The sequence below is a fragment of the Rhodococcus sp. PSi06 genome, assembly GCF_054960675.1.
The window spans coordinates 76,398-98,721 of sequence record NZ_JBHNYO010000013.1; the positions used below are offsets into that span (position 1 = coordinate 76,398).

Here is a 22,324-nt window from a genome sequence, read left to right on the forward strand (position 1 = left end):
CGCACGGAATCTTCTTGTCGGTGCCGAGCGTCATACTCGGATGTAGAACGCATGTTCGAATGCGTTCTACATCGCGGTCGCCGTGGGGGCGACCGCTCGCAGAGCGGGGGAGCTATGTGCAGATTGTGCGAGGGCTACGGCGTCGACGAGTACATCGGAGATGTGAAGAGCGCCATCGATCGATTCGGATGGGCGTTGCAGTACGTCGAATCGGAGGTCGACCGGGACGGTATCCACCCGGCGTTCTGCTACACCGTCGGTCTCACCGGGTTCGGAAGTCCGGAGATCGTCGTGACGGGCCGTGATCCGAACGAATCCTCACGAATACTGAACGCACTCGGCACGTCGGTAGCGTCGGGGCTCTTGGAGGTCGAAGCTGGAATCGGCTGCTGGGCCGCAGGATTCGAGCTGTTCACCATAGACGTGCCGGAGTGCGCCGACATCCTTCACGCAGCATCGGACGTATACGGCAGAGGGTGTTACAGCGCCGTCCAAGCCGTCTGGAAGGACTGCGGGGGTTCGTTGCCGTGGGAGGGTATTCCCTCGACGGTGGTGCAACCGGTGCTCGGTCCGGTGCCCTCCTGACTGCACCCTCCTGACTGCGGGTGCCCATTGTCCGGTGGCGCTGCGCGACGTGCGCCGCGCCACCGGAGAAAGAGGGTCGGTCAGGCCTCGATCTCGGACCGATCGCCACTCCAGAGGGTATGGAACTTGCCTTCCGAGTCGGTGCGCTCGTAGGTGTGGGCACCGAAGAAATCGCGCTGCCCCTGAGTCAACGCCGCGGGCAGGCGTTCTGCCCGCAACGCGTCGTAGTACGAGAGAGACGACGCGAATGCGGGGACCGGAATGCCCAGCGAGGCTGCGGTGATGACGACGCGACGCCAGCTGTCGATGGCGTTCTCGATGGCGTCACGGAAGTACGGTGCCAGGATCAAACTGGGCAGCTCGGCGTTGTCGTCGTACGCGTCCTTGATGCGGTTGAGGAACCGCGCGCGAATGATACAACCGCCTCGCCAGATGGTGGCCAGGTCTCCGGGATGCAGATTCCAGTCGTATTCGGCACTGCCCGCAGCGATCTGGTCGAAGCCCTGAGCGTAAGCAACAATCTTCGATGCATAGAGTGCCCGACTGATGTCGTGGGTGAACTGCTCCGCATCGGTGGGCTTGTCGGCAAGAGCACCCGAGGCCAGCCCGACGGCTGCCTTGCGCTGCGCTCGCGACCCGGACAGAGCCCGCGCGAAGACCGCTTCGGCGATACCGGTGACGGGAACACCGAGATCGAGTGCCGCCTTGACGGTCCAGCGTCCGGTGCCTTTCTGCTCGGCGGCGTCGACGATGACGTCCACCAACGGCTGACCTGTCTTGGCGTCGACCTGGCGGAGCACCTCTGCGGTGATCTCCACCAGGTAGCTCTCCAGATCGCCGTTGTTCCACTCGGTGAACACGTCGGCAACCTGAGACGGGGTGTAACCGAGGGCGTCGCGGAACAGGTTGTACGCCTCGCCGATCAGCTGCATGTCGGCGTATTCGATGCCGTTGTGCACCATCTTCACGAAGTGGCCGGAGCCGTCGGGTCCGATGTGAGTGCAGCACGGTGTGCCGTCCACCTGTGCCGCAATGGACTCGAGCAGCGGGCCGAGTGCCTTGTAGGACTCGGCCGGGCCGCCGGGCATGATCGACGGGCCGTTGAGGGCACCCTCCTCGCCCCCCGAAATGCCGGCACCGACGAAGAGCAGGCCGCGATCCTTCATGGCCGCCTCACGGCGGATGGTGTCGGTGTAGAGCGCGTTGCCACCATCGATGATGATGTCGCCCTCTTCCATCACGCTTGCCAGTTCCTCGATCACAGCGTCCGTCGGGTCGCCCGCCTTGACCATGATGAGAACCCGGCGCGGTTTCGCGAGGGCAGCGACGAACTCCTCGATGGTCTCGGTGCGAATGAACGAGCCCTCGCCACCGTGCTCGGCGATCAGTGCATCGGTCTTGGCGATACTGCGATTGTGCAACGCGACGGTGTGCCCGTGATGGGCGAAGTTGCGTGCGATGTTGGAGCCCATGACGGCGAGTCCGGTGACTCCGATCTGAGCCAGTTCTGTCGGTTCTGCTGCTGAGGTCATACAGACAGCTTTCCCTGCCGGGCCACGGAGCGCGACCCAACCCCCGAGCAAGTCCCAAACATGCCGGTACACAACGACACGAGGTGTCGCATTCGCGAAGAATGCGACACCTCGTGTCGTCGAAAAATGTTCCTGCCGGTCACGACCGAACGGTCATGAACCGATCAGTGGTCATGAACAGATCGCTGGTTGCGAAGCGATCAGTGGTTGCGAGCCGGGCCTTCGAAGCCGTCGTACGAGCGACGTTCCGTGCGGCTGCGGAAGCCACCGGACCGATGCTCGTCCTGGCGGGGTGCGGATGCCGGGCGTCGGTTGTCCGAGCCCCGGTTGTCCGAGCTGCGACCTTCGTAGCCCCGGCCCTCGTAGCTGCGGCCCTCGGAGCCCCGGTACGAGCTCGAGTCGGTGCGACGCGGGCGGTCACCCTGGTAGCCACCCTCACTGCGGGGGTTCGAGCCTTGGTATCCGCCGCTGCTGCGGGGGTTCGAGCCCTGGTATCCGGTGCGGGGACGCTCACCCTGGTAGCCGCCCTCGCTGCGAGGGTTCGATCCCTGGTATCCGCCGGCGCTGCGGGGGTTGGAGCCCTGGTAGCCACCGCTACTGCGGGGATTCGATCCCTGGTATCCGCCGCTGCTGCGCGGGTTGGAGCCCTGGTAGCCGCCGCCGCTGCGGGGGTTGGAGCCCTGGTAGCCGGGACGGCTGTTCCGGTCGCGGGGAGCGGACTCGGCGCGCAACGGCTCGCCGGTGGGCTTCTTCGCGCCGGTGATGCTGTTGAGCTCGGCCGAACCGGGGGAGACGTTGACGGCCGTGGCCTTGACGCCGGCCATACCGGTCAGACGCAGAACCTGACGACGCTGGTTGGGGAGCACGATCGCGACGACGGTGCCCTTTTCGCCGGCGCGTGCCGTACGTCCTGCGCGGTGCAGGTAGTCCTTGTGGTCTGCGGGCGGATCGACGTGAACGACCAGGTCGATACCGTCGACGTGGATTCCGCGAGCCGCAACGTCCGTGGCGACGAGAACGGGGGTGCGGCCGTTCTTGAAGCGCTCCAGTACGCGGGTGCGCTGGTTCTGTGCTTTGCCACCGTGCAGGGACTCTGCGGCGATGCCGAGCGCACGCAGGCGATCGGTGATTCCGTCGCAGCCCAGCTTGGTACGCGCGAACATGATGGTGCGGCCACCTTCGCGGGCGCCGATCTCGGAGAGAACCAGATCCTTCTGACCACGGTCGACCATGAGGACGTAGTGGTCCATGGTGCGAACGCTGGCCTTGCCGTCCTGAGTGGAGTGCTCGACGTGGTCCGGCAGGAACTGGCGAACGAGCGACTGAACCTCGCGGTCGAGGGTGGCCGAGAACAGCATGCGCTGTCCGTCTGCCGGGGTGTCGGCGAGGACGGCGCGCACCTCGGGCAGGAAGCCCATGTCGGCCATCTGGTCGGCCTCGTCGAGTGCGGTGATCTCGATCGAGTCGAGGATGCAGGTGCCCTGACGAAGGTGATCGGCGAGGCGGCCGGGCGTGGCGACCAGTACGTCGACTCCGCGACGGAGCTGCTCGACCTGCTTGTTGAACGGGGTGCCGCCGACGGCGGGCATGACGCGCAGGCCTTGGGCGTTCGCGTAGGGAGCGAGCGACTCGACGACCTGGAACGCGAGCTCGCGAGTAGGTACCAGCACGAGCGAACGCGGGCGCTTGGCAGCGGGCCGGTCGGTGTGCAGCGACAGGCGCTGAAGAATCGGCAGGCCGAAGGCGAGGGTCTTGCCCGAGCCTGTCTGTGCGCGGCCGAGGACGTTCTTGCCGGCAATGGCGTCGGGAAGCGCCTTCTCCTGGATAGGAGACGGCACGGTGATCGAGTTACGCGCCAACGCGGCGACGACGGCCTCGGGCAGTCCGAGCTCGGCGAAGGTGAATGCCGGTGCCGCTGCGGGCGTCGGAACTGCCGTGGTGTCGGACGTGGTGGAAACGGGTGTGTTGGAAACAGCGTGGGTCACGCAGTAAAGCCTCTCCGGATTACGGGCACGCCAATAAGCCCGAAGCTGAGAGACCCTGAAGAACCGGGAAACACAAAAAACAGCCAGAACACATTGATACGAGCCAGGGCACTGTCACCTGGCCATCAAAATGCAGACTCAGCTGCATAAAGTGGGGCTGTTTGTGCCATTTCGATTGCTAGGTCGCGATGGCGACCGGCCTTCACTGTACGGGATGCATCGCAGAATGTTCGCCCCGAGTCGATGTGACCTGTGCGACCCCGGCCGCCGGCCGGCTCATCCGACGAGCTTGCTCAGCTCCACGAGCCATGGCATCGCGACGTAGATGGTCGGCAGAACGAGGATCACCCCAGCGGCCGCGTAGGCAACCGCGGCGATGCGGATGTCGCTACCCGGTCCGCTCAATCGCTGCACCCGGATGAGGGTGTGCGGTCCGCCGGCTGCCATCGCACCACGAGGTGCAGTGGATCCGGCACACGTGACGAGTGCGCGGGCGAGCGGTGTGGGTCCGGTGACCTTGACCGCAGTGTCATCGGCCAGTAGTTCGACCAACAGCTGGACGCTGCCCAGGGCGGACTTGCTACGAACGATTCGGGGGAATGCCTCGTTGACGGCTGTGAATGCTTCGAGCACCAGGTCGTGGCGGGATCGCAGATGTGACCGCTCGTGGCTGAGAATTGCGGTTACTTCGTCCTCGGAGAGGCTCGCGAGCGTTCCGCGGCTCAGAACCACCCTCTGCCGTAGACCGGGCAGGCAGTATGCGATCGGCTCGGCGGCGTCGAGCACGCGGATGTCCGCATCGCGCAGACCCCGAAAAAGATTCTCGTCCGAGTTGTTTCGGTCCAGCAGATCGACGAGCACGCGGTGTCTCGCACGACGCCGACGGGTTCTGACCGCTACCTGCACCACCGAGAACATGAGCTTGGCACCGATGCCGAGGGTGATCGCGAGAACGACCACGTACAGAATCCAGAGGGGGAGGCCGAGCGCGTCGATCTCGTCGGTGGGGGCGGTGGTGGGACGACCGTCCGGGCCGGGAACGAGAAGAAGTCCGCCGATGGCGAGACCCGAGCTGAACGCAGAGAGAACGGCGGCCAGCGCTATTGCCTGCCACAACACCAACGCTGCACGCGGGGACCGGTACGGCCAACTGGCGCGAGCGAGCACGGCGGGTACCGGCCCCGCCAGAACGAGCGCGAGTACCGCGAATACCAACGCAGTGGTGGAGTTCATGTCCTCACTTACTACGGCGAGCGTCAGTCCGTCGGACGGCGTTCTCCAGCCGAAGGGGACTTCGTTGTCGATTGTGCCACTTCCAGCGCCGCCAGCGCCTCACGGAGTGCAGCGGCCTCGTCTGCCCCCACCTGACCGACGAAATGTACGAGTGCCGCTGCACGTCCACCCGACGCGGGAGCCTGCGACAGTGCGTCGACCATCAGGCTGGCAACCAGTTCGTCGCGCCCGTGCACCGGCGCATATCGATGCGCGCGATCGTCGCGTTGCTGGACGACCAACTTCTTCTTCGCGAGCCGCTGCAATACCGTCATCACGGTCGTGTACGCGAGCTCGCGATGGGTCGCGAGTGCTTCGTGCACCTGTCGCACGGTCTGGGGGTCCGACGACTCCCACAGATGGTCCATCACTGCGCGCTCTAGTTCACCAAGACCAGCCATTCTTCGTACTCTACGGCTAGTCCGACGCGCATGCGTACTACCCGTAGTAGTAACAGCCGTTCCGCCAGTGTGGGTTCGGTCATAGTTGTGCAGTCGCGAATCGACGGGCCGCGACCGCGCGAGCCTCGAGGCGAATATCCTTCTCGTGATCGCGCCGCCCCGTGGCCCGACTTTCCAGAAGTGAGCGGAGACGCAAGCGTGGAGTGGTTCGATTCTCTGTCGTTGATCGACGGCCCGGTACCGGTGATCGTGTCCGTTCTCGGTGCACTCGGGGGCGTGTGGTTGGTCCTCTCGACGTCGCGGCGATACTCGCGCCGTGCGCTGCCGATCGCCGCTACTGTGGCGATCGTCGTGACGGCCGTCGGGTACGTGGTGGTCGAGAAGGTGTGGCGACCGTTTCCGGATCCGGTAGCCACCTCGATCTACGTGTGGATAGGAGTCGGACTCACAGCGTTGTTCGCGGTGATACCCCGGCTGTCGGCGGCCCGTGGAGTTGTGGGAAAAGTAGCGTCGGTGCTGGCAGCGGTTCTCGTGGTGGCAGCAGCAGCACTGCACGTCAACCTCGAATTCGACGCGTATCCCACAGTGGGCAACGCACTCGGCATCGAGTCCGCTGCTCGTATTCAGTTCACCGATGTGCCGGGCGCAACGGCACAGACCGTGACCGGCACACCGCTGGACTCGGTGTGGACCGCGCCCGCCGGGCTGGCGACCGCAGGACGCGTCACCTCGGTCACCATTCCGGCCGCCGCGTCCAACTTCTCGGCCCGCGACGCGGAAATCTATCTCCCACCCGCGTACTTCGCCGATCCTCGTCCGTTGCTTCCGGTTCTCGTGTTGCTCGCCGGCCAGCCAGGCGCGCCCGAGGACTGGCTCAACGGCGGGAAACTCGCCCAGACCATGGACAACTTCGCCCGTGACAACTCGGGACTGGCACCGGTCGTCGTGGTCGCGGACGGCACCGGGTCCTCGATAGCCAATCCGCTCTGTGTCGATTCGCCTCTGGGGAACGTGGACACGTACCTCTCCAAGGACGTTCCCGATTGGATAGACGACACCCTGCAAGTGGACCGAAATCGCGCACATTGGGCGATCGGTGGTCTGTCCTACGGTGGCACCTGCTCGATACAGATGGCGACCAATCACCCCGACGTCTATCCCACTTTCCTCGACCTGTCGGGTCAACGCGAGCCGACCCTCGGAGATCGGGATCGAACCGTGCAACAGGCCTTCGGTGGGAATGCGGCAGCATTCACCGCTGTCAACCCGCTGGACCTACTCGATTCGCGTCGGTACCCCGATTCGGCCGGTATTTTCGTCGTGGGCGCGGACGACAAGGACTACAAGCCGGGTCAACAAGAGATGTACAACGCGGCGAAAGCCGCTGGAATGGATGTGCAGTACGTGGAGGTACCTGGCGGACACAGCTTCGCGGTGTGGTCGGAAGGCTTACGCCGTGAACTCCCATGGCTGGCGACGAGAACAGGACTGACGTCGTGACCGAGTCCGACCGACCGACCCCGGCGAACAGCGAGTCACCGACATCGACCGCGGTGCACGACTCACCACCAACCGCACCGTCGTGGGTCTCTCGACGTTCTACGGCGTTGGCACAGGGCGCGTCTGCGGCGATGCGTCAGATTCGCAGGTTGTGGTCGCTCATCGTGTTCGGAGCAGTCGGAGCCCCGGTCAGCTTCGTTCTGCTCGGCATCGTGTGGTCGACCGGAATCGCTGCAGCCCTGCTCGACGACCGCGGCCAAATGGACAAGTACTTCGCCGTGGGCATCATGCCGTTCGAGCACTGGCACCTGTGGACTCCGCTGACCTCCGGATTGACGGCACCCAACATCGCCGGTTGTGTGGTGGCCACCGCGGCAGTGCTGCTCGCCGCTGCGCCGATCGAGCGCCGGATGGGTTCCCGCCGATTCGCGATCGCTGCACTCGTCACCCAGGTGGCCGGATCGCTACTCGGTCTCGGTCTCGCCGCGCTGGCAAAGACTGTCGATGCCGACTGGGGTTTCCGGTTGCACGTCGGAACCGCGGTGGGGCCGACGACGTGGATCGTCGGCGTGGTGCTCGTGGCGACCTCGCGGATGGATACGTTGTGGCGTAGACGGATCCGCGTCGGCGTACTTGCCCTACTCGTGACGTTGGCGTTGTTCGGTGGGCACCTGCAGGACGTGGTCCGATTGGCCGCTGCGGTGGTCGGTCTCGTGGCGGGTCCATGGATCGTCGGTCGATCGGCCCGCGGACCTCGATTGGCCGGTACCCAACGCGAAGGCCGCGTGCTGGTCGCGCTCATCGTTGCTGCGAGCGCCTTGGGTCCGGTGCTGGCGGCCCTGAGCCCCAACGCTGTCGGCCCGTTCGCCGTCCTGCGTGACGTGGTTCGCGGAGTTCCCTACACGGCGGCAGAGGTGCGTGAGATATGCGCGGACGCGACCACCGATCCGGTGGAATGCCGTCGCGGTCTGCTCGATCTCCGGCTCGGCGGTGTCGGCCCGACCATCCTGAGCATCATGCCCTCCCTGTTCTTACTGGTGGTCAGCGACGGCCTCCGGCGCGGCAGGCGATTCGCCTGGGTGCTGGCCGTGGTCTCACAACTGATCCTGCTGGCATTGTCGGTGGGCAACTTCGCAATTCGGTTCCTGGAAGCGGGCGACGACGAGTCGCTCTTCTACGGGCTCGAATCACCCACCGCGTATCGCACCGCTGTGCCGTTCCTGCTGCCGCTGATCGTGCTGGTCGTTCTGTTGGTGACTCGGAAGTTCTTCGACGTGTCGGCACCGTCGGGCACCTACCGGCGGTGGGCGGCGTCGGTGATCGGAGTCGGGCTGGGACTCGGCGTGCTGTACGCGATCGGCGGGTACCTGGCGCGCGGCGGCTTCGCCGATTCGGCGTCGTTCGGCGGCCTGATAGCGGACTTCCCGCAGCGTTTGGTTCCGCCCGTCTACCTGCAGTGGCTCGAACCTGCGCTCCTACCGCAGAGCATTCCCACCACATTGTTGTTCGAGTGGACCGGCGTGGTGTTCTGGTCGGTGGTCTGTGTCTTCGCCGCCAGTACCTTCCTGACCCCGGTGTACGGGACGGAGACCGACGCGACGGAGCGAGCGCGCACATTGCTGATGTCCAGCAGCGGCTCTGCGCTGTCGTGGATGACAACGTGGCGCGGAAACAAGTACTGGTTCGGTCCCGACGGCCGCAGCTACGTCGCCTATCGAGTCATTTCGGGTGTGGCTCTGACGACCGGCGATCCGGTGGGTCCGCGAGAAACACTGCGGGACAACGTGGTCGAGTTCGCCGAGTTCGCGTCGAAGAACGGCTGGATACCGTGTTTCTACTCCGTGACCCCCGACGTTCGCCGTATCACCGATTCCCTGGGCTGGGGCGGGATTCAGGTGGGTGAGGAGACGGTGCTGGACTTGGACGGAATTGCCTTCACGGGTAAACGTTTCCAGGATGTGCGGACGGCGCTCAATCGGGCGAAGAAGGCGGGTGTCGTAGCCGAGTGGATTCGCTTCCCATCGGCGCCGTTGGCCATCACGGACCAGATCACCGCGATTTCGGAGGAATGGGTTGCCGACAAGGGTATGCCCGAGATGGGGTTCACTCTCGGCGGTCTGGAGGAGGTCGACGACGAGAACGTTCGGTGCCTGATAGCCGTCGACGAGCATCGGACCGTGCACGGCGTCACCTCGTGGATGCCGGTGTACGAGGACGGCGTCATTGTCGGATGGACACTCGACTTCATGCGACGCCGGTCGGAAGGTTTTCGACCGACCATGGAATTCCTCATCGCGTCGGCAGCTCTGCTGCTCGAGCAGGAGGGTGCAAGATTCCTCAGCTTGTCCGGTGCGCCGCTGGCCAAGGTCGACGAGAAGCAGCCCGAACACGTTTCCAGCGCTGAGCAATCGACTTTGTCCGGGCTGCTCGAGCGGTTGCTCGACGTGCTCGGACGCACACTCGAACCCGTCTACGGCTTCCGTTCTCTGCTGGCCTTCAAATCCAAGTTCCAGCCGCGCTACGAATCGATGCACATGACGTTCGCGGATCCGGCCGCGCTGCCCAGTATCGGTAACGCGATCGGTCGTGCCTACTTGCCCGACGTCTCTATCGGTCAGGGTCTCAAGTTGGTACGCACCATGATCGAGCGGTGACGGCGGTCAGACCGCTTTGAAAGTTTGTGCTGCAGAACCATTTCCGGCTTTCACCGGCCCGCCGACCGACCCGTACACATGTCGCGTCCCGATCGGGACGATGAGGGGACGGTCGGACATCGGGTCTTCGATCACGGCTGCCTCGAGGCCGAACACGTCGAGCAGCAACTGTTCGGATATGACGTCCTGAGGCCGGCCGGAGGCGACGATCTGTCCCTGCTTCATGACGATCAGTCGGTCGCTGTAGCGAAGGGCCAGATTGAGGTCGTGCAGCACCATGACGATCGTCCGGCCCAATTCGTCGTGCAGCCGGTCGACCAGATCCAGCACCTCGATGGAGTGGGCCAGATCGAGATACGTGGTCGGCTCGTCCAGCAGCAGGATATCGGTGCCCTGGGCCAACGCCATGGAGATCCAGGCCCTCTGACGCTGACCGCCCGAGAGTTCGTCGACGGGTCGGTCGGCGAGGTCGCCGACTCCGGTCAACTCGAGTGCGTTCGCCACCTCGGCCTCGTCGTCGGAGCTCCACTGCCTGATCCACGATTGATGCGGATGACGACCGCGTGAGACGAGATCGGCGACGGTCAATCCTTCGGGAGCGGTCGGTGCCTGCGGCAGCATGCCCAAGGTCCGGGCAACCTCTTTCGTCTTCATCGACGAGATCGCTCGGCCGTCGAGCATCACGCTGCCGGCCTTGGGTTTTAGTAGGCGCCCCAGTGAACGCAGGAGGGTCGACTTCCCGCACCCGTTGGGTCCGATGACCGTGGTGATGACTCCGGTGTGGATCTGGAGGTCGAGGTGTTCGACGATGGTGCGATCGCCGTAACCGAGGCTGAGATCATCCGCGATCAGACGCGAGGGCTCGATGGTGGTCATACGGAAGCCTTTCGATTACTGCGAACGAGAAGGTACAGAAGGAACGGCCCGCCGAGAGCCGAGGTGACGATGCCTACCGGAAGTTCCACCGGCAGAATCGTTCGAGCGATCAGATCGCTTGCTACGACGAGCAATCCGCCGAGTAGTGCCGACGCGATGATCGGCGGGCCGGGCGTGCGCAACACACGGAGGGCGATCTGCGGCGCTGCCAGCGCAACGAATCCGATCGGGCCGGCCGCGGCGGTCGCGATGGCCGCGAGAGCGACGGCCGCCAACAGCATCATGGCCTGGCTGTGTTGCAGGCGCACTCCGAGCGACCGTGCGTTGTCGTCACCCAGGCGTAGGGCACCCAACGTGAACGTAGCGATGACTGTGCCACCGCCGACGAGTACGACGGCACCCGCGACGGGCCAGACCGAGGCCCAATTGGCACCGTTGAGAGAGCCGTTGAGCCAGACCTGGGCGCGCGTGACGTCGTTGATGTCTGCGCTGATCAGCAGCCAGCCGATGACGGCAGTGAGCATGGCGTTGACGGCAATTCCCACCAGAATCAATCGGAAACCGTCGACCCCCTTCTTCCACGCCAATGTGTAGATCGCGATCGCGGTGAGCACACCGCCGATGAGGGCCGCGAGCGGCAGGCCCAAGGTGGCGAGCAGACCGGTGAAGCTGCCGCCTCCGCCGAGCACGATCAAGGCGACGGCAGCGGCACTGGAGCCGGCGGTGATACCGAGAATGTCGGGGCTGGCGAGCGCGTTGCGAGAAATCGACTGGGTGATGGCTCCGGAGATTCCGAGTGCGGCTCCGACTAGAAGGCCGGTGAGAGATCGAGGCAGCCGCAGATCCATGACGATGAACCGCTCGATCCGCGAACCGCCTCCGAGAAGGACGTCCAGAACCTGTGCGATCGACAACGGGAAATCGCCGCGTCCGATGTTGATGCACATGACCAGCACCAACGCCGCCGCCAACAGCAGCGTGACGATCACCATCAGCGGTCGGCGGACCAGTGAGATCGGGCCGAGACGAAACGCGGGCCGGGCGCGAACGACACCCCTGTCCGCCGACTGCGGAGTCGACCGAAGATCGATGGTCACAGGCCGACCAACTTCCGGCGCCGGATGAGCGCGATGAAGAACGGCGCGCCGATCAGAGCCAGGACGATGCCCACCTGGAGCTCGCCCGGGCGCACGACGACCCGTCCGACGACGTCGGCGATCATGAGCATCACACCACCCATGAGGCCCGCGTAGGGGACGAGCCAGCGGTAGTCGGGGCCGGTGACCGCTCGCGCGATATGCGGTACGACGAGGCCGACGAACGCGATCGGCCCACATGCCGCGGTCGCTGCGCCGGTCAGCAGCGTGATGGCAAGGATTCCGACGGTACGGGTGACCGCGATGTTGGTCCCCAGCGAGCGGGCGACATCCTCACCCAGACTCATGATGTTCAGGCCGGGGGTGCTCGCGACTGCGATCACGACTCCGAGCACCAGGAACGGCAATACCTGCCAGAGCACGTCGAGGCCGCGTCCTGCAACGGATCCGACCACCCAGAAGCGGTAGCCGTCCAGGCTGGTCTGATCCAGCAGCACGACGGCGTTGGTCATCGCCGACAGGAAGAACGCGACGCCTGCCCCGGCCAGCGCGAGATTGACCGGACTCGATCTACCCGACCCGATCGACGACAAACCGAACACGACCACACTCGCTACCGCCGAACCGGCGAACGCGAACCACAGGTACTGGCTCGGCGACGTGAACCGGAAAAGGTAGATGGCCATGACGACGAAGAACGCCGCGCCGGAGTTGAGGCCGAGCAGACTGGCATCGGCCAGCGGATTGCGGGTGTGTCCCTGGATGAGAGCGCCCGCGATGCCGAGCGCGATACCCACGACCAGTGCGAGCAGTGTGCGGGGAACCCGCAGCGTGCGCACGATGATGTCGGTGTCGGTACCCGAGGAATTCAGCAGGGCGTGAGCAATTTCGGCGAAGGTCAGCGGGCGTGCGCCGATGGCGATGCTGGCAAGGATGCCGGCCACCAGGGCTACGACCAGTACGGCCAGGCCGAGCAGTCTCCGCCGCCTGATGGCAGCGACCGAACCGTCCTTGGCAATGGGCTCGAATCCGGCTGCGGCGGCGGTCTTCTCGCGGACCACCTCGGACGAGCCGGCACCGAGCCGGAACTGACGACGCAGTGCTCGACGGGGACCGATGGGGCCGTGCTCGACGGTATCGCGCAGGGTCAGCCCGAGCCATCGCTTGCCGGTGCTCTGGCCATCGTTGCCGTCGCGGTACCCACGGTTCCAGACGAACAGCGCCAACGCCACGCAGACCGCAATCGCGCCGAACACGAACCGGTCGGCTTGTCCGCCACCGTTGTCGTCGCGAAGAGCGTCGACGATCGACCATCCGACGAACAACGGGACCAGAACGATCAGGGCGTCGATCGTGCCGGCCGCGACAAGGGAGCTCCGTGGCGGCGGGCCGTCGGGCACGTTGTCGGTCCCGTACTGCTCGTCGGGGGACCGGCGAGCGCCGTGAGGGCCGAGTAGCGGAGCTGTGGTCACAGTGCTCGTGACTCCTCGCTGTATCGAAGGGACTCGTTTAGGTTACGGAACCCTTGCCTTCGGTGTGCGGTGAGGTAAGGGTAGCGGAACCTGATTCCCAAAAATATCTGGTTAGGCTAACCTACATAGCGAGCCGGGTGCCGACGTACTCACCCGCCGTCGATGTGAAGGAGCGATCAGGTGTCAGTAGCAACGGCGACATACTCGGGTTGGGCCGATGTTCGGCGATTCTCCAGCCGGTCCGATGGGACGGAACTCTTGGCCGACTCGTGCGAGACCCTGCGCTCGCTCAATCCCGATTACCCACGCATGTACGCGGTGGCTGCCATGGCGAACGAAGGTAAGCGCCGGTGGTGGCAGCTGGCCGTCGGTCTGACGGACGGACGCGTCGAGCAGATGTACAGCCGATCGCTCGAGGATCTCGACGTGCCGGAGGCCGCTGCGGTTCAGGTGGCCACGGCATTGATTCACGCCGTGGTCGGCCGAGTGTCTGCGCTGCTGGTCTTGGAGGCTCGTGCCTGGGACCCGGGGATCGACAATGTATGGATTCACATGGACAGTGACGGCGGAATCGACTGGGCCGGTGTCGCGTCGCCGATTCTGAGAGTGCTACCGGAGGATCCGAGCGCGGGTGAGCCCGGAACCGTCACGCTTCCGTGTGAACGGGCTTTGCTGATCTGGACGGCGCATCGCTGCACGACCTCGCTCGATGCAGTGTTTCGTGCGATATCCGAGCGCGCTCCGCTCGACGAGCGTGTGTTCTGGGCCCTGGTCGGTGACGCAATTCTCGGCGCGTCGACGTACGTTCCGATTCTGGCGGCGGCCAGCGCGTCGGCAGGGGCACGCCGCGGACAGATGTTGCTCGACGCGATGGTCGATGCCGGCGCTCCTGTTCGGTCTCGCGTCGGAGTTCCGGGGCGCGCGAGACTACGAGCATCGTGAAGCCCTTGCCATCCAACTAAGGTTTGCCTAGGCTGATCTCATACCAACGGATCGCGCCGGAGTCCTGAGGGCTGCAGTGACTCCCGGTCCTTGCCACGGTGGGCCTCACGTTCTCCATGAACGTGAGGCCCACCGATTTTCGTGGGGTGTGCGTCGTGTATCTCTGGTCATGACAGTCGGCCCGATTGTTCACTGTGACCGGAGGCATGCAATGACGGACTCGAACGGCACCACCGAGCAGACGCCCTTCGAGGCTCTGACGCCCGAGCAGTTCACCGAGCTGTGTCACCGCGGATTCGACGGAGTCGTCGGTCTGAAGTACCTCGAGGTGTCCGGCGATGCCGTACGCGCGGAATGGACAGTGACCCCGCAGCTCCATCAACCTGCCGGCATCATGCATGGCGGCGTGCTGTGCGCGGTGGTCGAATCGGTGGCCAGCATCGCCGGATCGGCGTGGTTCGGGTCTCGTGGGCACGTGGTCGGCGTCAACAACAACACCGACTTCCTCCGAGCCACACGGTCGGGAACCCTGACTGCACACGGACATCCGATTCATCGTGGACGTACCCAGCAGTTGTGGCAGGTCGATATCTCTGACGAGACCGGGCGCCTGGTAGCTCAGGGCAAGGTCCGACTGGCAAATATCGAAAACACCGCACATCTGGGACAGTGATGCCCATGACGGGCCACAACGAGCATTCGGATTCCCCGGTCACTGCGCTGACCCCCGAGGCTGTCGATCGACTCGAATCACTCTTCGGTCCCATCGACGAAGATCTCGCGCGGCACTATCCCGGGGACCGAGTCGGCGGGCAGCCGTCGCACACCGTGTACGTGTCGGCTGCGGACGCCTCGGCGACTGTGCCGGCCGAGTGGGGCACCGCATCCTCGGCGATCTTGGAGGCGCACTCCCAGGCGTTTGCCGAACTCGACACGGCGAACGTTCTGCCTCTGGTTCGGGAGCGATTGAGCACGGCTCCGATCCAGGACCTCCGCATCGACTTCGAGGATGGTTACGGGTGGCGGTCCGACGCCGTCGAGGACCGTCACGCAACGGCCGCGGGTGCCACGTTGGCGGCGTTGGCGAACGATGCCGAGGGTCCCACCTGGCTGGGTATTCGCTCCAAAGGGCTTGCCGCACACGAGCGTAAGCGTGGTATTCGAACCCTCGAGCTCGTTCTGAACGGGGCCGGGGGAGTGCCCGACGGTTTCGTGTTCACCGTGCCCAAGCTGCGCGCCGCCTCGCAGGTGCAAGCGGTGGTCGCGTTGTGCGAGGAGGTCGAGCGCGCGCACGGCCTGCCCGATCGCGCCCTGCGTTTCGAGCTGCAGATCGAAAGTCCTCAAGCGGTGATCGGGGCGGACGGTACGACGACCCTCGCTCGGGCGATCACCCGCGCCGACGGTCGCTGCACGTCCCTGCATTACGGAACATACGACTACAGCGCCGCCTGCGGCATCACGTCCGCGCAGCAGTCGCTGGCGCATCCCGTGGCGGACCATGCGAAGAACGTGATGTTGGTGGCAGCTGCGCAGACCGGGGTGTGGGTGTGCGACGGCTCGACCCAAGTCGTTCCCACCGGCAGTCCGGAACAGGTCGCGGCGTCCGCGCAGCGCCACTTCGAGCTGGTGACGAGGTCTCTCGAACGTGGCTTCTACCAAGGCTGGGACATGCATCCCGGGCATCTGGTGACGCGGTGGTTGGCCACCTTCGGATTCTTCCGCCACGCCATGCCTGTCGCTGCCACTCGGCTGGGAAACTATCTCGATCGTCAGGGCGGCGAAGTGATGGACGAGCCCGCTACCGCGCAGGCACTGGCAGGGGTGTTGGTGCGAGGCCTCGATGCAGGAGCCTTCGGCCTCGCCGAACTGCAGAGTGTCGCATCGGGAATCGACCGCGACGTTCTGCGCGGACTTCTCGATCGGTCGGTGACCGTGCCCCTCGGATGAGGCACAGTGGCGCGCTCCGCTGCCGGGTCGCCTCGAGCGTGTCAGAATTGCCGAGCACCATCACCGATCGGGACGGAGAGCTCCAATGCGATTGTCTCCGCACGAGCAGGATCGACTGCTCGTCAGCTATGCGGCCGAGCTCGCTCGCCGTCGTCGGGCTCGCGGACTGAAGCTCAATCACCCCGAGGCGATCGCGGTCATCACCGATCATCTTCTCGAGGGTGCCAGGGACGGACGGTCCGTTGCCGACCTCATGTCCTCGGGACGCGAGATCCTCACCGCCGACGATGTACTCGGTGGCGTTCCCGAGTTGCTTCCCGAGGTGATGGTCGAAGCGACCTTTCCCGACGGTACGAAGCTGATCACGGTGCACGAGCCGATCTCTCCGAAGCGAGGTGACGGGCACCTCGTTCCGGGCGAGATCATCACTGTTGCAGGGGACATCGAGATCAACGAGGGTGCCGAGGTGGTCACGATGACCGTCGTCAACGGTGGCGATCGGCCGGTTCAGGTGGGCTCTCATGTGCACTTTCCGCAATCGAACGACGCTTTACGCTTCGATCGCGAACGGGCACACGGCCACCGCCTCGATATTCCGGCGGGTACAGCAGTGCGTTTCGAGCCCGGTATCGAACAGACAGTTCGGCTCGTGCCCCTCGGTGGTACGCGCGAGGTCCACGGATTGAGCATGACACCTCCCGGAAAGTTGGACAGCTGATGGCGCGTCTGAGTCGCAGTAGATACGCGCAGTTGTTCGGCCCCACTACGGGTGACCGAATTCGTTTGGCAGACACAGATCTTCTGATCGAGGTCACCGAGGACCGCAGTGGTGGTCCCGGAAACGCAGGCGAGGAGGCTGTGTTCGGCGGGGGCAAGGTAATCCGTGAATCGATGGGTCAATCGCGTGCCACCCGCGCCGATGGAGCACCGGACACGGTGATCACCGGGGTGGTTGTTGTCGACTACTGGGGAGTCATCAAGGCAGACATCGGCATTCGCGACGGTCGAATCGTGGCATTGGGTAAGGCCGGCAATCCCGACACGATGACCGGGGTCCATCCCGATCTGGTGATCGGACCCTCGACCGAAATCATCGCGGGTAACGGAAAGATCGTCACCGCAGGCGGTATCGACTGTCACGTTCACCTGATCTGCCCGCAGATCAAAGAGGAAGCTCTCGGCGGCGGTATCACCACCGTCATCGCCGGCGGAACCGGGCCGGCCGAGGGGAGCAAGGCCACCACCGTCACCCCGGGTGCGTGGCACCTGTCGCGGATGCTCGAAGCCCTCGACGACTGGCCAATGAACATCGTGCTCCTGGGCAAGGGTAATACCGTCAACCCGGACTCGATGTGGGAGCAATTGCGTGGGGGCGCATCGGGATTCAAACTGCACGAGGACTGGGGTTCGACTCCCGCCGCGATCGATGCGTGCCTGCGGGTGTGCGAGGACGCTGGGGTGCAGGCCGCGCTCCACTCGGACACGTTGAACGAGGCCGGGTTCGTCGAGACGACGCTGGCCGCCATCGACGGTCGGGGAATTCACGCCTATCACACGGAAGGCGCGGGCGGCGGACACGCACCCGACATCATCACCGTCGCAGCGCAGGGGCACGTGTTGCCCAGCTCGACCAACCCGACGCGTCCCCATACCGTCAACACCCTCGACGAACATCTCGACATGCTGATGGTGTGCCATCACCTCAGTCCGTCGATTCCGGAGGATCTGGCGTTCGCCGAGAGCCGCATTCGGCCGTCGACCATTGCGGCGGAGGATCTGCTGCACGACATGGGTGCGATCTCGATGATCGGAAGCGATGCGCAGGCAATGGGCCGCATCGGCGAGGTCGTCCTGCGGACCTGGCAGACGGCGCACGTGATGAAATCACGGAGGGGCTTTCTGGCCGGAGACAACGGGGCCGACAACAATCGCGTCATGCGGTACGTCGCCAAATACACGATCTGCCCGGCCGTGGCCCACGGATTGGACGACGAGATCGGTTCGATCGAGCCGGGGAAACTGGCCGATCTGGTGCTGTGGGACCCGGCATTCTTCGGCGTCCGCCCCCACATGGTCATCAAGGGCGGCATGATCGCCTGGGCGGCGATGGGCGATGCGAACGCGTCGATTCCGACCCCGCAACCCGAGCTTCCGCGTCCGATGTTCGGTGCAGCTCCCAAGGCGGCAGCAGCCACATCCCTTCACTTCGTGGCTCCACAAGCAATTGAGGATGGGCTTGCCGGACGCCTGAACTGCGATCGACGGCTCGTTCCGGTCAAGAACGTCCGCGGCGTCAGAAAGTCCGACATGGCGCTCAACGACGCCCTGCCCGACATCGAGGTGGATCCGGATACCTTCACCGTGCGTATCGACGGCGACGTGTGGAAAGAACAGCCGGCAACCGAACTGCCGATGGCGCAGCGATACTTCCTCTTCTGATGACGGCTGCTCGTCTGCAGGTGACAACGCTTCTCTCGCTGGCCGATTCACGCCTGCCCACTGGCGGACACGTGCATTCCGGTGGCGTGGAGGAGGCGATAGCCTCGGGCTTCGTACGGGACATCGCGACACTCGAGTCGTTCTTGCGGCGTCGTGTCAGGACCTCCGGTGCCACCACGGCGTCGGTTGCTGCTGCCATCGTTCACGGGTCGCTCGCCGCGGACGGCGCCGACACGGAATGCGACGCTCGAACGCCATCTCCGGCGGCCAGGGCTGCTTCTCGCGCACAGGGGCGAGGTCTGCTTCGCCTGGCGAAATCGGCGTGGCCGCAGCATGATTGGACGTCGATCGGACGCAAACCGCATCTCGCCGTCGCCGCGGGCGAGGTGGGACTCGCGGCCGGACTGTCGGTCGTCGACACCGCGGCAGTGCAGGTGTACATCACGATGACCGGCTCGGCGATCGCCGCGCAGCGTCTGCTCGCCCTCGATCCGGCCGAGGTTGCCGCATGCACCATTCGGTTGGGCGACTTCTGCGACGACGTGACTGCCGCGGTGTGTGCGTGCCTGCCCGAGCTGATGGAGTTGTCGGATCCGTTGCTGGACATGTTCGCCGAAGCCCACGCCGTCCGCGATCGCCCGCTGTTCGTATCGTAGAAATTCCATCCATGATTTCGACCGCTGTTCTCGAACAATGAAGGAGACACCATGCCCCCGCACCTGATCGACGGTGAACCGCACGACCACGGCCTGGATCGCCCCAAACGCACACGGGTTGCGGGGGAGGCGTTGCGTGTGGGAATCGGCGGACCGGTCGGTTCCGGGAAGACCGCGTTGGTGGCGGCTCTGTGTCGCCAGCTGCGCGAGGAGCTGTCGCTGGCCGTACTGACCAACGATATCTACACCACCGAGGACGCGGACTTCCTACGCCGGCACGCAGTACTGCCGGACGAGCGAATCACGGCCGTACAAACAGGTGGCTGCCCGCACACCGCCATTCGCGACGACATCACCGCCAACCTCGACGCGATCGACGACCTGATCGAAAACAACCCGCCCCTGGACCTGATACTGGTCGAGTCGGGCGGAGACAATCTCACCGCTACGTTCTCGTCCGGACTCATCGATGTACAGATCTTCGTCGTCGACGTCGCGGGCGGGGACAAGGTGCCGCGCAAGGGCGGCCCCGGCGTCACGTTCTCCGATCTGTTGGTGGTCAACAAAACAGACCTGGCTCCGTACGTCGGAGCCGATCTGGGAGTCATGGAGCGCGATGCGGCACAGGTGCGCGAGGGGCGACCGACAGCGCTCATTTCCCTCACCGACGATCCGGCCGCAACCACGGTCCTCGCGTGGATTCGTGAGCAGCTGAAGGTCATTGCCGACGCCGACGTGCATGCCCACACCCACTGAGCGTCGATGCACACCGAGCTCTGCATCGATGCGAGCCTGCATCGCAGTCCGCGCATCACGTCGGTGGGCGGACTCGCCGGCCGCCAAACAGGGCCCGATACGGTTCACCTGATCGGAACGGCGGCAACGCCTCTCGGTGGTGACACCATCACCGTCAGAATTTCGGTGGCAGCAGGGGCGCACCTGGAGGTTCGCAGCGTCGCGGCGTCGTTGGCTATGCCCGGTGGGCAACTGCGTCATTCGTCGGCGCAGTGGCACTTCGAGGTCGGTGCGGGTGCGTCGCTGATCTTCGACCCGGAGCCGATGGTCGTCGTGTCCGACGCCTCGCATTCTGTGGTCAATACCATTGTCCTGCAGCAGGATTCCAAGCTGTGGCTGCGTGAGCGGACGCAGATCGGTCGCTTCGAGGAATCGTCCGGGCAGTGGAGCAGTGCGATGCGATGCGACGTCGGACAACGACCGTTGTTACGCCACCGCGTAGAACTGGGACAGGGATCGATTTCCCACGACGTGCTGTCCACTCCATTGTCGATGTCGAGTACGTTGCAGTACCCGGATGCTCGCGCGTCCGACGTCGATCTCCGCGGCGGCACCGTTCGGCTGGCTCTGGCGGGAGGCGGCTCGCTGAGTACGTCGGTGGGACGCCGCCTGCAGCCCACTGGACCGGATTCGCCGGATCGAAGCCTCCTCATATGACAACGCACCGACCGACGGGCTTCCGTCGGTCGGTGCGTTGTCGATAGGTGCGTGTCAGCTACCGATCAGCCTGCTGCCTCTTCACGTTGCTCTTCCACCTCTGCGGTGCGCTTGTTCACGTCGCCGGCGCGTTCGATCGAGTTCAGTTGCTCGATGGCCAATCTCGCGAACACCTGCTGTTCGGTCGAGGCCATCTGAGCGCGGCCGCGGCCGAGGAAGGTCACGAACCACGAGATCACGGTCGTGATTCGGCTGCGGTAGCCCACCAGGTAGTACAGGTGCAATGCCAGCCACATCAGCCACGCGATGAAGCCGCCGAACTCGAGCTTGCCCACCTTGGCCACCGCGTTGAACCGCGACACCGTTGCCATCGAGCCCTTGTCGAAGTACTTGAACGGCGCACGCTGAGCAGGGTCGTCTTCGCCCTTCACCGTCGCCTTGATCAGCTTGGCCGCGTACGTCGCTCCCTGTATCGCTCCCTGAGCCATGCCGGGAACGTCCTTGACCGACATCAGGTCGCCGATGACGAAGACGTTCGGGTGGCCCTTCACGGTCAGGTCGGGCTCGACGAGCACACGTCCGGCGCGGTCCGTCTCCGACTCGGACTGATCCGCGAGCTGCTTGCCGAGGGGGCTGCCCTGAACACCCGCCGACCAGACCTTGCACTGCGCTTCGATGCGACGCGTCGTGCCGTCCTTCTCCTTGACGGTCAAGCCGTCGTTGTCGACATCGGTGACCATTGCGTTGAGCTGAATCTCGACACCGAGCTTCTCGAGCCGTTCGGCTGCCTTGCGGCCGAGTTTCTCGCCCATCGGCGGAAGAACGGCGGGCGCTGCGTCGAGGAGGATGACGCGGGCATCACGGGGATCGATGTTGCGGAAGGCACCGTCGAGCGTCCGGTCGGCGAGCTCGGCGATCTGCCCGGCGAGCTCCACACCGGTGGGGCCGGCCCCGACGACCACGAAGGTCATCAGCCGGTCCTTTTCTTCTTGGTCGTCGGAGAGCTCGGCCTGCTCGAAGGCACCGAGGATGCGTCCGCGTAGTTCGAGCGCGTCGTCGATGGTCTTCATGCCGGGTGCGAACTCGGCGAAGTGATCGTTGCCGAAGTACGACTGCTGGGCACCCGCGGCCACGATCAGGCTGTCGAACGGGGTGACGGTGACGCGCTCGAGCAGCTTGGACGTCACGGTCTTTGCCTCGAGATCGATGTTCAGCACGTCACCGAGGAGCACCTCGGCGTTCTTCTGCTTGCGAAGAATGACGCGGGTCGTAGGAGCGATCTCGCCGACGGAAAGGATGCCCGTCGCGACCTGGTAGAGAAGCGGCTGAAAGAGGTGGTGCGTCGTCTTCGCGACGAGGGTGATGTCGACGTCGGCCCTTTTGAGCGCCTTGACGCCGAACAGACCTCCGAACCCGGAACCGATGACGACGACACGATGACGCTTCGATTCGACCGGTTGGATGCTCATTACCTGCTCCCTAGACGTTGAGATGTACGCACAACGGTAGCTGCC

19 protein-coding genes are annotated in these 22,324 nt (G+C 64.8%); 11 read left to right on the forward strand and 8 right to left on the reverse strand.

The genetic code is table 11. The annotated features are described in order from the left end of the window. The first annotated feature begins 114 nt into the window (after positions 1-114). Entirely contained in the window at positions 115-585 is a 471-nt protein-coding gene (locus ACFI9K_RS17655) for a DUF4262 domain-containing protein (RefSeq protein ID WP_462664699.1), read from the forward strand. 80 nt (positions 586-665) lie between these two features. On the opposite strand, the gene gndA is transcribed toward ACFI9K_RS17655, so the two are convergent. The 4 genes from gndA to ACFI9K_RS17675 all read right to left on the reverse strand — a co-directional run bounded on the left by gndA (position 666) and on the right by ACFI9K_RS17675 (position 5,775). Further along, the gene (gndA, locus tag ACFI9K_RS17660) at positions 666-2,117 is read right to left on the reverse strand and encodes an NADP-dependent phosphogluconate dehydrogenase (RefSeq protein WP_462664700.1); all 1,452 of its coding nucleotides are present in this window, start codon (positions 2,115-2,117) and stop codon (positions 666-668) included. A 200-nt stretch (positions 2,118-2,317) separates the two neighbouring features. Further along, positions 2,318-4,102, reverse strand: a complete 1,785-nt coding sequence (locus ACFI9K_RS17665; RefSeq protein ID WP_462664701.1) for a DEAD/DEAH box helicase — start codon at positions 4,100-4,102, stop codon at positions 2,318-2,320. 276 nt (positions 4,103-4,378) lie between these two features. Then, positions 4,379-5,335: a M56 family metallopeptidase gene (locus ACFI9K_RS17670; RefSeq protein WP_462664702.1), complete on the reverse strand. Its 957-nt coding sequence runs from the start codon at positions 5,333-5,335 to the stop codon at positions 4,379-4,381. 23 nt (positions 5,336-5,358) lie between these two features. Next, positions 5,359-5,775 carry a BlaI/MecI/CopY family transcriptional regulator gene (locus ACFI9K_RS17675; protein WP_222094719.1) on the reverse strand — a complete coding sequence of 139 codons (417 nt, stop codon included), beginning with the start codon at positions 5,773-5,775 and terminating at the stop codon, positions 5,359-5,361. A gap of 198 nt (positions 5,776-5,973) precedes the next feature. Between ACFI9K_RS17675 and ACFI9K_RS17680 the strand changes: the two genes are divergently transcribed. Both ACFI9K_RS17680 and ACFI9K_RS17685 read left to right on the forward strand, forming a co-directional pair. Continuing rightward, positions 5,974-7,275 (forward strand): alpha/beta hydrolase, encoded by a 1,302-nt coding sequence (locus ACFI9K_RS17680; protein ID WP_462664771.1) that lies wholly within the window; start codon positions 5,974-5,976, stop codon positions 7,273-7,275. Positions 7,276-7,406: 131 nt separating this feature from the next. After that, on the forward strand, positions 7,407-9,929 hold the full coding sequence (locus ACFI9K_RS17685) for a bifunctional lysylphosphatidylglycerol flippase/synthetase MprF (protein ID WP_462664772.1): 2,523 nt from the start codon (positions 7,407-7,409) through the stop codon (positions 9,927-9,929). Positions 9,930-9,935: 6 nt separating this feature from the next. Here ACFI9K_RS17685 and ACFI9K_RS17690 read toward each other — a convergent pair whose 3' ends face one another. From ACFI9K_RS17690 to ACFI9K_RS17700, 3 genes are all read right to left on the reverse strand, one after another. Further along, positions 9,936-10,805: an ABC transporter ATP-binding protein gene (locus tag ACFI9K_RS17690; RefSeq protein WP_462664703.1), complete on the reverse strand. Its 870-nt coding sequence runs from the start codon at positions 10,803-10,805 to the stop codon at positions 9,936-9,938. After that, positions 10,802-11,797, reverse strand: a complete 996-nt coding sequence (locus ACFI9K_RS17695; protein WP_462664773.1) for a FecCD family ABC transporter permease — start codon at positions 11,795-11,797, stop codon at positions 10,802-10,804. Before ACFI9K_RS17695 ends, ACFI9K_RS17690 begins: the two co-directional genes overlap by 4 nt. 101 nt (positions 11,798-11,898) lie before the next feature. Beyond that, complete coding sequence (locus ACFI9K_RS17700) at positions 11,899-13,374, reverse strand: FecCD family ABC transporter permease (RefSeq protein WP_462664704.1); 1,476 nt, start codon at positions 13,372-13,374, stop codon at positions 11,899-11,901. Positions 13,375-13,554: 180 nt separating this feature from the next. Here ACFI9K_RS17700 and ACFI9K_RS17705 point away from each other — a divergent pair, with 180 nt between their 5' ends. From ACFI9K_RS17705 to ACFI9K_RS17740, 8 genes are all read left to right on the forward strand, one after another. Continuing rightward, positions 13,555-14,316, forward strand: a complete 762-nt coding sequence (locus ACFI9K_RS17705) for a hypothetical protein (protein WP_462664705.1) — start codon at positions 13,555-13,557, stop codon at positions 14,314-14,316. A 211-nt stretch (positions 14,317-14,527) separates the two neighbouring features. Next, positions 14,528-14,989 carry a PaaI family thioesterase gene (locus ACFI9K_RS17710; RefSeq protein ID WP_462664706.1) on the forward strand — a complete coding sequence of 154 codons (462 nt, stop codon included), beginning with the start codon at positions 14,528-14,530 and terminating at the stop codon, positions 14,987-14,989. Between the two features lie 5 nt (positions 14,990-14,994). Further along, on the forward strand, positions 14,995-16,263 hold the full coding sequence (locus ACFI9K_RS17715) for a DUF6986 family protein (protein WP_462664707.1): 1,269 nt from the start codon (positions 14,995-14,997) through the stop codon (positions 16,261-16,263). 85 nt (positions 16,264-16,348) lie between these two features. Continuing rightward, positions 16,349-16,981 (forward strand): urease subunit gamma, encoded by a 633-nt coding sequence (locus tag ACFI9K_RS17720; protein ID WP_462664708.1) that lies wholly within the window; start codon positions 16,349-16,351, stop codon positions 16,979-16,981. Next, positions 16,981-18,702 (forward strand): urease subunit alpha, encoded by a 1,722-nt coding sequence (locus tag ACFI9K_RS17725; RefSeq protein WP_462664709.1) that lies wholly within the window; start codon positions 16,981-16,983, stop codon positions 18,700-18,702. The genes ACFI9K_RS17720 and ACFI9K_RS17725 overlap by 1 nt, the downstream gene beginning before the upstream one ends. Then, complete coding sequence (locus ACFI9K_RS17730; protein ID WP_462664710.1) at positions 18,702-19,358, forward strand: urease accessory protein UreF; 657 nt, start codon at positions 18,702-18,704, stop codon at positions 19,356-19,358. The genes ACFI9K_RS17725 and ACFI9K_RS17730 overlap by 1 nt, the downstream gene beginning before the upstream one ends. A 51-nt stretch (positions 19,359-19,409) precedes the next feature. Next, positions 19,410-20,114, forward strand: coding sequence for an urease accessory protein UreG (gene ureG, locus ACFI9K_RS17735; RefSeq protein WP_462664711.1), 705 nt, complete (start codon positions 19,410-19,412; stop codon positions 20,112-20,114). Positions 20,115-20,120: 6 nt separating this feature from the next. Then, the gene (locus ACFI9K_RS17740; protein ID WP_462664712.1) at positions 20,121-20,810 is read left to right on the forward strand and encodes an urease accessory protein UreD; all 690 of its coding nucleotides are present in this window, start codon (positions 20,121-20,123) and stop codon (positions 20,808-20,810) included. A gap of 65 nt (positions 20,811-20,875) precedes the next feature. Here ACFI9K_RS17740 and ACFI9K_RS17745 read toward each other — a convergent pair whose 3' ends face one another. Beyond that, complete coding sequence (locus ACFI9K_RS17745; RefSeq protein ID WP_462664713.1) at positions 20,876-22,279, reverse strand: NAD(P)/FAD-dependent oxidoreductase; 1,404 nt, start codon at positions 22,277-22,279, stop codon at positions 20,876-20,878. Positions 22,280-22,324: the final 45 nt, after the last annotated feature.